This is a genomic window from Methanosarcina spelaei, assembly GCF_002287235.1.
Taxonomy (GTDB): domain Archaea; phylum Halobacteriota; class Methanosarcinia; order Methanosarcinales; family Methanosarcinaceae; genus Methanosarcina; species Methanosarcina spelaei.
Genome location: NZ_LMVP01000246.1, coordinates 25,887 through 36,742, shown reverse-complemented (window position 1 = coordinate 36,742; position 10,856 = coordinate 25,887). Strand labels below are relative to the sequence as shown.

Sequence of the window (10,856 nt, the reverse complement as noted above, 5' to 3'; positions counted from 1 at the left end):
TAAAATATGATAAGGGAAAATGGAAAAACTATTATATTTTTTATGCGGTTGAAAAACCATTGAATTTGAAGAGGATACAAGTTATCTGTTAATCAAAGACTATATGTTGATGAAATTTGTCGTTACTCACACATAATCTATTAATCAGAGATTATCTATTAAACGCTGAGTAAAATTTTTTAATATGTATGGCATGTTAGTTCTTATATGAGAAATCTTGCTTCCGATACTACTGCTGCAGATACTATCCCTCTAAAATTAGTTGTGTACTTAAGTCTGCTTGCAGCAGTGCTAATTATAGCATTTCAGGCCTGGCATAACGCAAGTCCTGTCCTGGAAGAGGCGCAGATTAAGTCCCAGGTTGAGGCTGCTTCTCTGTCGATCCGTTCAATTCAGGAAGGGTATGCCCGAGATTCTGCTGAGAGTCATAGTCCTGAAGGGACAATGTGTACCCTCAAATTCTCCTTTCCTTCTTCAGTCAGGTATATTAGCTTCGGAGTGGACCCTGATCACGAATGCAATGGACAGCTTCAAGATTCGGAATGGGTTCTTGAAAATAATACTATTATCTACCAGTATGAAAACGGAGTTAAAAAAAGATTATTTCTTGCAGGAAAGCCGGTACACTTTATAAAAGGCGAGCAAAATTCTAAAGGAGCATGGGTGCCCTGGGAGAGCCGGGAAAACATCCTGACACCTTTATCTCCTGAAAAGACAGGAGTTGTAATTGAGTATCCGGTTTCTGGAGAATTCCTCTTCGAGCTGGTCATGCAAAACGGGATAAGGTACACTATGTCTCACTTTTGAAGGATGATATGTAGTTCAAAAACAAAAAGAAATGAAAAATCAAAAATGATGGTCCAAAATCAGAACCAAAAGTAATAGTTTAAATGTCAAAATTCAAAACGGAAACTTAAAATGGAAACTTAAAATGGAAATTCAAACTTAATATTTCAAAAGTGAAGCTCAAAATGGAAACTCAATATGGAAACTCAATATGAAAACTCAAAATGAAAACTCAAAATGAAAACTCAAAATGGAAACTCAAAATGAAAATTCAAAATGAAAACTCAAAATGAAAATTCAAAATGAAAATTCAAAATGAAAACCCAAAAGTGAAATTCAAAATGGAATTTCAAAAGTGATAATCAAGAATAAGATATCAATAAGGCTCTTGCAGGTGCGCCGTCACAACCTTCAATTTTAAGGGGAAGGCAGAGGAAGAAATAAGTTCCTGCTCGTATGGAGCTGAGTTCAAGACATTCTATTATGTTCACATTACCTGAAAGAAGGATGTGGTGAGCAGGTAGAGTTTCGGAATAAAAATTGTCCACCGAAAAATCGTCAATTCCGATCGTCTTGAAGCCTTTTTCAACAATCCAGGCTGTTCCGCTTTCGTCAAGGTATGCAGAGCCAGATTTTTCCTTCCCTAGTTCCATACTTTGTGGATCTGACTCTGTACTTTGTGTACTAAGGTTACCTGCATTTCCTTGTTTCCGAGAAAAGGCTTCTGTTTTCAGAAGGAGGATCTGGATATTTTCAGGAGCTCCCATGTTCTGAAATGCCTTTTCAAGAATACGAGCAGTCAGTTCACCTGACAGTGATGAAAAGTCGAGAATAAGAGCCGGACCCATGAGGCTTTTTAGTTCCAGTTTGTCAATAGTCAGGCCATTTTTCAGGATATGAGAAGGAGCATCGACATGTGTGCCTGTATGGCTTCCAAGACTCAACTTTGATACAGCATAGCCTTCCTCTTCAAGAGTACAGACCTTCTCAATTGCAGGTATCGGGTCTCCGGGAAAAGTCCGTGTAAAAGGGGAAATCGGGACGGTAATATCTATTATTTTTCCATGAGCTGTGAGTTTCCCCATTTCAGCCTGAAATTCTTCCACTTGAGTAAAAATTCCTTTCACGTCAATTGGAGTTTTTCCCATGTTAACACCTTTAACGTCTTATTCCATATAGATAATGGACCTGTTCGTGCACTCATCTATGCATTTCATACAAAGGGTGCATTTCTTGGGGTCTATTTTCGCAAGCTCATTTTCCTCATATATTGCACCTACAGGACAGACATCTTTGCATTTTCCGCATCTTTTGCAGCCGAAAACCACGACGTATCCATTTTGTTCTGACATCAGTGATCAGTGAACCTTTAGCACCTCATGGTTATATCAGTTTCCGAGAAAAACCCCTTCTTTATAAAGGCGTCTCCATACTTTCAATCTGGAGTCAAAAACAAGCCTTATATATAAAAAAAAAGAATATGCAGATTCAGGTATGGAAAAGTTCACTGAAGATGAAACCGGTTCTTTTTACAGTTATCTCTCCGAAGGGTGTAGACTCTGCCAGAAGGGCGCCAAAATGGTTCTTTTCGTAACAGGCCTTTGCACCAGGAACTGCTTTTACTGCCCTCTTTCTGATGAAAGACGAGGAAAAGACCTTGTTTTTGCGAATGAAAGACCTGTAAACAGCGATGAGGATTTACTGAAAGAAGCCGAGCTTATGAATGCTCTTGGGACAGGAATCACAGGTGGAGAGCCCTTACTAAAGCTTGAAAGAGTTCTGTATTATATCCGAATGCTCAAGACTTCTTTCGGAAAAGGGCATCACATCCATCTCTATACTTCTATGGCTCCTGGAAGGCAGATCCTTGAAAAGCTTGCAGATGCAGGCCTTGATGAAATCCGTTTCCATCCTCCGCAGAAATACTGGAATGACCTTAAGAACAGTCAATACGCAGATGCTCTGCAAAATGCAAAGGAACTCGGAATCGAAGCCGGAATCGAGATTCCTGCTCTTGAAGGGGCGGAGAAGGTTGCAGCTTTTGCAGAAGAAACTGGAGTTTTCCTTAACTTGAATGAACTCGAATTTTCGGACAATAACTCGGAAGCTCTCTTGATGAATGGTTTTTGTCTCGAATCCGACACGTCCAGTGCGGCTGCAGGGTCCTGTAAATTTGCCAGGACTGCTCTTACGAAGTGTAAAAAGGCCCATTTTTGTTCTTCAGTTTATAAAGATGCAGTTCAGCTCCGCAAAAGATTTCAGCGGATCGCAAAGAACACTGCAAGAGAGTTCGACGAAATCACCGACGACGGCACTCTGGTGTATGGGGTAATTGAAGGGGGAGACCAGGAGCTTGCAGAAAAAACTTTGCGGAATCTGGAAATCCCATCCGAACTGTTTGAAGTAAAAAATAGAAAAATCGAGATCGCCTGGTGGGTACTTGAAGAATTAAAAGAAAGCATTAAAGAAGAACTGGAACCCTCAGGATCAAGGCTTACTATTATTGAAAGATATCCATTCGAAGACGGAATGCTTGTCGAGCTAATTCCTCTTTAAGGTACTCTCCGAGCAAGTAAGCTGGCAAAGAATAACTATTTCCTGAATTCATGAAGCGTCTTTAAGGTTAACTAACTCCTGCAAAGAACTTTTCTAAAGAGAAATACTTCCCGCATAACTCATTAAAAAATTTTAAATATGTTGGAGACCAACTTTATCTAAACCTAAAAACTGTTACATTTAGAACTCTTAAGTGTTTTCTTATGCCTTACCCGATTGTACATGTGCTATTCTTTGTATTCTGTATAAGTGCAGTGGCAGTCTTTGCTGCTATCAGATCGTTTTTTCGAGGGGAACTCTCTCTTAAGGGTTCAACGAACTTACTATTTCTGATGTCTGTAGGCAGTGTCTGTGCATTATTCCCGGATATTATGGTCATTCACAGCTTGCTAGTAAACGGTACTATGGAACATTGCTGGGTCGGCCCGATTCCAACACATTCACTTTTATTCAGTCTTTCAGCAGTCCTGTTCGGGATTGTTGCAGGATATATTAAGTACAGGAAGTCTGACAGGGCAGTGTATCTCGGACTTCTTGCAGAGGCTGCGTTTGCTTCTCACCTGTTGCTCGATGACATAAGTGAAGGAGGCTGTGAGTACCTTTATCCATTGTACAAGGAGAAGATTAGTTTATTTTCAATGATGGACACAGGTTTTCGGGAAACCGGAGTCTTTAATTACCTGATGACATCTTTTGTATCGGTCTTTTTCATTTGTTCCATAATAATGATAGCACTCTTTGCCCTGAGTAAGTACGGTTTTGAGCTAAACTACAAAACCGAAAAATAAAATAGTTGAAAATATTGGGTTGTCCTCTGTTATCTGGTTGATATTATTCTCAAATGATCGTAAAGTAGTTTCCATGTTTTTTGTTCCGAGCTTCAGCGCGACTTGAGCTGACTTGCGTTACTTGCACAAAAAAGCAAGCACTTGTCCTACTGAATATTCATCATGGTAATATCAACCAGATAACACTGGAAGATCTTTTCATTCTGTATCAACGTAATCCACCCATTTTTCTTTTACCTCAATCCACAAGCATAAACTATTCTGTTAAAAGAGATTGCAGATGCGGTTATGAACACAAAAAATACCAGTTTTAACCTCAAATTGCGAGAAGAAACTTTTTGCAACACAACCTTCAGGCTTCAATAGAGTTTTGGTGAAAAATCGAAATCTTTTTTAACTTTTCAATCAATTTCGTTTTGCAGGCTGATACAAAGCTTATGTCTCAAAATCCTATAGTTAACCAAATTACTGAATATTTTAATATCAGCCTGCAAAATATCCTTTTTTGACAGTGTCTTATAGTCTTTATTTTGTTCAATTTGCGATAAGATTCTTTCATGACTCCAGCTGAGGCATTTCCAATTTTTGATACAACTGGAAAGAAACTTTATCTTATTTAATTAAGAAAAACAAGATGGAATGCTTTATTGATAGAATATCTCGTTATGTTGTTTCAAACATAATACTATTTAAATTTAAAATTATAGTTCCGTTGTAAATAATTGATCGTCCACCATTATGCGGTTGATATTTTTCATGATTAATTTTCCAGTGCTAGAAATGCCCTATGCTTCGTGCATCAAGCATGCTATTAACCTTACTAAATTGCAAATATGATACGCCACTAAAAACATTTGGAAATAACATCAACTAGCTAATAGTGCACGATCAAAGTATTAAAATCAGGTTTTAAGTTCACCTACACCTTCAAGCTTTTTAATTACCCTGGCAGGATAGCCCAGAGCAAGACTATTTGGAGATATGCTGCGGTTAACTACTGATCCGATACCTATTATTGAGTTATCCCCGATTTCTACACCCTGAGTGATTATACATCCAGGGTTTACACAAACTCCACGTCCGATTTTTATGGGAGCCATAGTTCTCGGATATGCTTGTCTTGTAGTCAAACTCCCTCTCGTATGAGCAGATAGTATGCATCGGTCCCCGATTTCAGAGTAATCTCCTACCGTAATTAATTCAGGGTGGATTCGATCAAAAACCACATTATAGCCGACATATACATTATGCCCAAGATTTACACCCCTCATCCTGTGCAGTTTTGCCCTCCAGGAAGGAACGGGAATGAATGAGGCAAGCTGTTCCAGAATCCAATTTTTAAAATATTTTATGCCAAACAGAAGTTTATTACTGTGGTAATGGTCCGCAACTTCGCTAAAAGCTACTTTATCTCTATTAGACACTACAGTAGTCACGCTATACCCCCCATTTCTATCTAGTTATTTATACAACCTACATTCCGCAGATGTACACAGATGTAGAATTTATTTGCCGATTTGCCATATTATCTCATCAAATCCGATTTTAAGTTTTTAGCTTATTGCCGTATTGAGATAATAAGTGGCATTTTTGTGTACATCTGCGGAAAGTGGGATACAATTTTCTCGATTAAATTATTTTACATGACTTTTCTGTCAAATTATTTTATAATACATCCTTATTAAATTTTTTACGCTTTTTCATTGGCATTTCGATAGATAAATAAATTACTTATTACGCCTAATTAATTTTGGCATTAATAATCTGCCTAGTACACTGTCCATTATGCTTAATCATACATACTCTCAGGCGACTCTTATGCTAACTATAATTCTCCTGTTAACTTTTACTTCTGGTTACAAGCTTCATAAGCAGTGATTTTTTTATTTCTACCGCATCATTAGGGCAAAGTTCACGGCAGCAATAACAGTGAATGCATTTCTCTTCGTTAATTTTGAGTACACTGTCTATTTTCTCAATGGCATGCGCTGAACAGTTCGAAACGCAGGCTCTACAAAGTTCACATTTTGAAGTGTTAATAATAGGCCTTACAGCTAATTGTTTTCTAAGGATTCTCATAAGGAAAGCTGGTATATAAGCCGTAATTCCGCCTTCAGGGCTTTTGAACCTGACCTTTGCTTTTTCCAGCAGTATCCCAACAATCTCAGGATGCTCGGTTCCGAAACCTCTTTTGATTGCAGCTATATTTGTAGGAACCTTTAAAGGATCGACTCCTATAAGCTCAGAGGCTACTATATCCAGGGATACACAGTCATAACTTGCCATAATCACGCCTGCAAAGATAGGTGTGCCATTGGACGGACCATTTCCTTCCATTCCAACCACTCCATCCATAACTGCAAGCTGAGGCTTGACAACAGAATATATGTCAACAATTGCTTCTCCAAAACGGCGGCGGTCTTCCAGGAAATGAGCTTGTTTTCTAGTTTTCTGAGGTACGGCGCCGAAGAAATTTTTAACTGCCCCTGTATACAGTGTGAGTTCATGGGTCTTGAGCTTTGGAAGAGAGATTACTACATCTGCCTCAAGTATGGCTTTTGAGATGTACAGATGAGAAAACTGACTTGCATTCGGAACATCAATTTCAATAAAACCTGACGTCTCAAAATTGATCAACTCAACCCCATGATCGAAAGCAACATCCTCAATACCAGACACTTTAAGCGCCTGCGAAGTCGTAGTGGATCCGGGTTTCACAATACCGGACCCGTCTCCTACAACTGGAATGCCTCCTGCTTCCGAGACAAGTTCGCACATAGCGGATACTATCGCCGGATGGGTGGTAACGGCATCCTCTGGCGGTCGAATAGAAAGCACATTGGGTTTGAGAAGCACGCGGCTGCCAGGAACTATAATTTTCTCAAGCCCGCCTATCAGGTTTAGCGCTTCGTTTATCGATTCTTTAGCACTCGAATAGTCCTGGCATTCAACAACTGAGACCCTGGTATTCATATTCACACTTTTTAATTTTGTTTACAGGCATTTCCACAGTTTTTACCTGTTGATATAACAAACAGGCGGCGCGGCTCGTATATATTCTGTATTATTTCTTATTCTATGGATATGCTTCTGGGCTTTTTCGATTGTCTCTCTGGACAGCCCGGTGCTCTTTTCAATTACTTGCAGGGGCAACTGATGTTCCTGGGCATACAGCATCTGATCCATGATCTGAATCGGCATGCGCCAGTAAAATTCCTCATCAGTTGTGTAATGGCTCCAGGTATCAGCACTTGGAGGACGTTTCATAATTTCTTTGTTGATATCCAGATATCTCCCCAGAGCATAGACCTGGGTCTTATAACAGTCTGCCAGAGGTTCAAGATCTACACCCCCATCCCCATATTTCACAAACTGACCAAGAACTACTTCGGTCTTGTTGGTCGTACCGCAAACTGCATAATTCAACGTTTCAGCATACATATATTGAACGAGCATTCTAGATCTCTGTTTGACGCCCTGCAAGCCTATTAATTCAAGATAATCGGTAGCTTTTAGCCTGTACTTTCCAATAGTTTCATTATTTTTTACTAAGCGGATATAGGGGACGTTTAGCGATCCCGTGTTAAGAAAATCAGGAAGAACTAACGAAGTTTTATGTATTCTGATATCATATTCAGGGCAGACTCTCTTTATAATTTGTTCTTTCTTATCATAGATATTAAGCGATCTTAGAATCGGAGATATGGGCACTTCTTCATACGACACTCCAAGGCTTTCACAGATCTCTGCTCCCAGGGTCTTGCTGGAAGGAGCGGATTCCTCTTCAGGAAGGAGAAGTCCATGCACGTTTTCTTTTCCCAGTTCCTGTACACATAGTGTAAGTGCTACAGCTGAGTCAATTCCTCCCGAAACTCCTATAACTATTCCTTTTTTCTTAAAACCAGTCACCTGATCTCTAATAAAACCCCTCAGTTTTAAAGCTATATTTTCAATGTTTCCATTGAGTTCTTCTATTATATTCATGCTCATTTCTTCTGTGATCTGCATAATTACCCCTCAAATAATTAGATCTTAGAATTAGACTGTTTAAGTTAGACTGTTCAAATTAAATTGTTTAAGTTAGACTGTTCAAGTTAGACTGTTCAAGTTAGACTGTTTAAGTTAGGCTGTTTAAGTTAGACTGTTTAAGTTAGACTGTTCAAATTAAACTATTAAACTTAATTGATTTGGTTATCTAATATAGTTAAGCTCTTTATCTCAGAATCAAACTTTAACGATTACTTTTTGTGAGCTCTTTACTTTCAAGTTAAGCTTTCTTGCAGCCTCTTCTATCAATGGCTGTGACAGTTTCTGATTAATTTTTTCAAGTCCCTCTTCTCTTGACATTTCACCGCTTCGGACAAGCCCTGCTATGTCAAAGGCATATGGATGAAACCCGTACTTCTCCAGGTGGTTGTAACAGGCAAAAGAGTTCAATGTACAGTTAGTTGAATTGCTGTCATTGATTCCCGGAAGTTCCCACCCGATTTCAAGCAGGGTCTCAAGTACTTTATCTTCACTGTAATCCCAGAGGCATAGAGGGTGCAGTATACTCGGAACATTTTCACCTACGTTCTCAAGAACCTCTTTTTTTAGGAGAAAGATTTCGTCCTTGTCCTCTACGCCTATTTTCCGAAGTTGTTTTTCAAATAAGTCTCTGGACCACTGAATAAAATTAACTGATAGGTTGATTATTGGATTAGGAGACTGTCCAGCTGTAAAGGCAAATATTACGAAAGGCGCTTTTTGAAGTATTGCCTGCTCTATTAACTTTTGTTTAATGATGGTGATGCAAACATTGCATATGTCACTGGCTCGATATTTGGCGAATTTCGGAAATGCGTCATATGACTCTGCAGCTTTTCGAAATGTATTATACAGAATTTCCTTTTCCATTGTTAACTGGAAATAATCGCATCCTGTGATCTTGCACATTTTTTTTGCATTCATTATTGCGTTTTCGGAAGTGAACCCGTTATCGAACTGTACAGCAAGTATCCTAAGGAAAGGATAGTCTTTTTTGAGTTTGTAGAGTGTGTAAGACGAATCTTTGCCACCGGAAAGTGCATAAATTACATCGTAGTTACCTTTTCCACCGTACTGTTCAAAAAGTTCTTCAATTCTGGACAGATATTTCTTTTTATCCTGCGAACTAAGGGGAGTATATGTCTCACAGAAGTGGCAGAGGCCAGTGTCCCCATTAATTTGTATACCTGGAATCTCGGAATCCAGAACACACTTTTTACATACTAGCTTTGACATGCTTGTATTCCTCTATAATGGATCTATTGGATATTTTCCCGTTTTCGCTCAAGGGAAGGTGATCAATGAATAGTATTTCTCTTGGACACAGGTAACCTGGCAGGCTTTTTCGGCAGAATGCAAACAGCTTTTCAATTTCTGTCCCTTCCGCAGGTATGACCATGAGGCTAATTGCAGTTCCCATAAGTTCATGGTGCACAGGTACGACAAAAACCCTTGATACTTCATTGTTTTCTTCTATGTTTCTCTCAATTTCTCTTGGGTTAACGCGATGATCACCGATTTTTAGAAGATCATCCTTGCGTCCTAGCAGTCTGATATATCCATTGGGCAATTTCTGTGCGAGATCGCCGGTATGCAACCACCCATTTATAATTCTCTTTTCCGTGGCGATTTCATCATCCAGATATCCCAGCATAATATTGTCTCCTGTAGCAACCAGTTCGCCCGTGATGCCAGGCTTTACTGGCCTGTACTCAGAATCAAAGACATCCAGTATAACCCCAGGAATTGCTTTTCCTATAGTGTCAATAAACTCGTCCACATCTTCTGCTGGCAAGTAGGCAAGCCTTGCGGTAGCTTCAGTTTGCCCGTACATAGGGAGAATCTCAATATCGGGAGCTAACTCCCTTATCTCTTTTACAATAGACCGGTCCATTCCCCCTCCTGCCGATGCAGCCGTTCTAACGTTTGAAAAGTCCTTTCTAAACCTCTCCAGATACCGAAGGAGTATACGGTAGGTGCTGGGCACCCCATAGAATATGGACACATCTGACCCTATAAGGCTGAAAACCGAGTCTATAAAATTCATATTTCCAATTCTGACCGAGCTACCAGCCATTAGATGGGAGTTAATTATGGAGTTCCCAAAAGCATGATGCGGGGATATTACCAGTGCCCCTTTGTCTCTGGAATTTATACGAAGGATCTTTATTATTGACTCTGCGTTTGCTATCAGGTTTCTGTCACTTAACATAACTCCTTTTGGGGTGCCTGTCGTACCTGAAGTGTAAAGAACTAGCCGTAATTCCGGATTATTCGCTTCTGTTTCAATCTTCTTGCGCAAAAATTCTCCAGATGTACTGCCGGAAATAATTATCACAGTTCCAAAACGCTCAAAAAAGTCCTCTCCAAATCTTGAGTACTGTGTATCGGTTGTGATGATATTGTTGATATGAGCAGTATAAAGGATTTTTTCAAGACTGAATTTAGGAAATTCTATTGGCAGAGGGACTGCAATATTGGTAGATCGATATACTGCCATGAGAACTTTCACATATAGCATGCCTGATTCTGCCAGTATTGCAAACCTGCAGTGTTTAAAATCATCTAATGTTAAAACAATAGTATTTATATCATTGTCAAGGCAGCTATAGGAAACTGAGTTTTTACCCTCTTCCAGGGCAATGTTTTGAGGAATTTTTCTGGCGTACTCAGCGATATACGCATCAATTCGCATATCTT

At 39.4% G+C, this 10,856-nt stretch carries 10 protein-coding genes; 3 read left to right on the top strand and 7 right to left on the bottom strand.

What is annotated here, in order from left to right; translation table 11 throughout:
- Positions 1 to 207: 207 nt before the first annotated feature.
- The gene (locus ASJ81_RS12270; protein WP_095644686.1) at positions 208 to 807 is read left to right on the top strand and encodes a hypothetical protein; all 600 of its coding nucleotides are present in this window, start codon (positions 208 to 210) and stop codon (positions 805 to 807) included.
- A 341-nt stretch (positions 808 to 1,148) separates the two neighbouring features.
- On the opposite strand, the gene ASJ81_RS12265 is transcribed toward ASJ81_RS12270, so the two are convergent.
- Both ASJ81_RS12265 and ASJ81_RS12260 read right to left on the bottom strand, forming a co-directional pair.
- Complete coding sequence (locus ASJ81_RS12265; RefSeq protein WP_245860113.1) at positions 1,149 to 1,934, bottom strand: cyclase family protein; 786 nt, start codon at positions 1,932 to 1,934, stop codon at positions 1,149 to 1,151.
- Positions 1,935 to 1,952: 18 nt separating this feature from the next.
- Positions 1,953 to 2,138 (bottom strand): 4Fe-4S binding protein, encoded by a 186-nt coding sequence (locus ASJ81_RS12260; protein WP_048109012.1) that lies wholly within the window; start codon positions 2,136 to 2,138, stop codon positions 1,953 to 1,955.
- A 142-nt stretch (positions 2,139 to 2,280) separates the two neighbouring features.
- Between ASJ81_RS12260 and ASJ81_RS12255 the strand changes: the two genes are divergently transcribed.
- Positions 2,281 to 3,342 carry a radical SAM protein gene (locus ASJ81_RS12255; RefSeq protein WP_095644685.1) on the top strand — a complete coding sequence of 354 codons (1,062 nt, stop codon included), beginning with the start codon at positions 2,281 to 2,283 and terminating at the stop codon, positions 3,340 to 3,342.
- A 203-nt stretch (positions 3,343 to 3,545) separates the two neighbouring features.
- Positions 3,546 to 4,130, top strand: coding sequence for a metal-dependent hydrolase (locus ASJ81_RS12250; protein ID WP_095644684.1), 585 nt, complete (start codon positions 3,546 to 3,548; stop codon positions 4,128 to 4,130).
- A gap of 902 nt (positions 4,131 to 5,032) precedes the next feature.
- Here the strand turns inward: ASJ81_RS12250 and ASJ81_RS12245 are convergent.
- The 5 genes from ASJ81_RS12245 to ASJ81_RS12225 all read right to left on the bottom strand — a co-directional run bounded on the left by ASJ81_RS12245 (position 5,033) and on the right by ASJ81_RS12225 (position 10,851).
- Positions 5,033 to 5,566 (bottom strand): acyltransferase, encoded by a 534-nt coding sequence (locus ASJ81_RS12245; protein WP_095644683.1) that lies wholly within the window; start codon positions 5,564 to 5,566, stop codon positions 5,033 to 5,035.
- Positions 5,567 to 5,969: 403 nt separating this feature from the next.
- Complete coding sequence (locus ASJ81_RS12240) at positions 5,970 to 7,103, bottom strand: DUF362 domain-containing protein (RefSeq protein WP_095644682.1); 1,134 nt, start codon at positions 7,101 to 7,103, stop codon at positions 5,970 to 5,972.
- Between the two features lie 42 nt (positions 7,104 to 7,145).
- A complete protein-coding gene (nadE, locus tag ASJ81_RS12235; protein WP_095644681.1) occupies positions 7,146 to 8,138 on the bottom strand; it encodes an NAD(+) synthase in 993 nt (330 codons plus the stop codon).
- Between the two features lie 216 nt (positions 8,139 to 8,354).
- Positions 8,355 to 9,392 carry a hypothetical protein gene (locus ASJ81_RS12230; protein ID WP_095644680.1) on the bottom strand — a complete coding sequence of 346 codons (1,038 nt, stop codon included), beginning with the start codon at positions 9,390 to 9,392 and terminating at the stop codon, positions 8,355 to 8,357.
- A complete protein-coding gene (locus ASJ81_RS12225; RefSeq protein ID WP_095644679.1) occupies positions 9,373 to 10,851 on the bottom strand; it encodes a class I adenylate-forming enzyme family protein in 1,479 nt (492 codons plus the stop codon). The genes ASJ81_RS12230 and ASJ81_RS12225 overlap by 20 nt, the downstream gene beginning before the upstream one ends.
- Positions 10,852 to 10,856: the final 5 nt, after the last annotated feature.

Excerpts from the sequence above, each read along its gene's own strand:
- ASJ81_RS12270 (WP_095644686.1), top strand. The coding sequence starts at position 208 with ATGAGAAATCTTGCTTCCGATACTACTGCTGCAGATACTATCCCTCTA.
- ASJ81_RS12265 (WP_245860113.1), bottom strand. The coding sequence starts at position 1,934 with ATGGGAAAAACTCCAATTGACGTGAAAGGAATTTTTACTCAAGTGGAA.
- ASJ81_RS12260 (WP_048109012.1), bottom strand. The coding sequence starts at position 2,138 with ATGTCAGAACAAAATGGATACGTCGTGGTTTTCGGCTGCAAAAGATGC.
- ASJ81_RS12255 (WP_095644685.1), top strand. The coding sequence starts at position 2,281 with ATGGAAAAGTTCACTGAAGATGAAACCGGTTCTTTTTACAGTTATCTC.
- ASJ81_RS12250 (WP_095644684.1), top strand. The coding sequence starts at position 3,546 with ATGCCTTACCCGATTGTACATGTGCTATTCTTTGTATTCTGTATAAGT.
- ASJ81_RS12240 (WP_095644682.1), bottom strand. The coding sequence starts at position 7,103 with ATGAATACCAGGGTCTCAGTTGTTGAATGCCAGGACTATTCGAGTGCT.
- nadE (WP_095644681.1), bottom strand. The coding sequence starts at position 8,138 with ATGCAGATCACAGAAGAAATGAGCATGAATATAATAGAAGAACTCAAT.
- ASJ81_RS12230 (WP_095644680.1), bottom strand. The coding sequence starts at position 9,392 with ATGTCAAAGCTAGTATGTAAAAAGTGTGTTCTGGATTCCGAGATTCCA.
- ASJ81_RS12225 (WP_095644679.1), bottom strand. The coding sequence starts at position 10,851 with ATGCGAATTGATGCGTATATCGCTGAGTACGCCAGAAAAATTCCTCAA.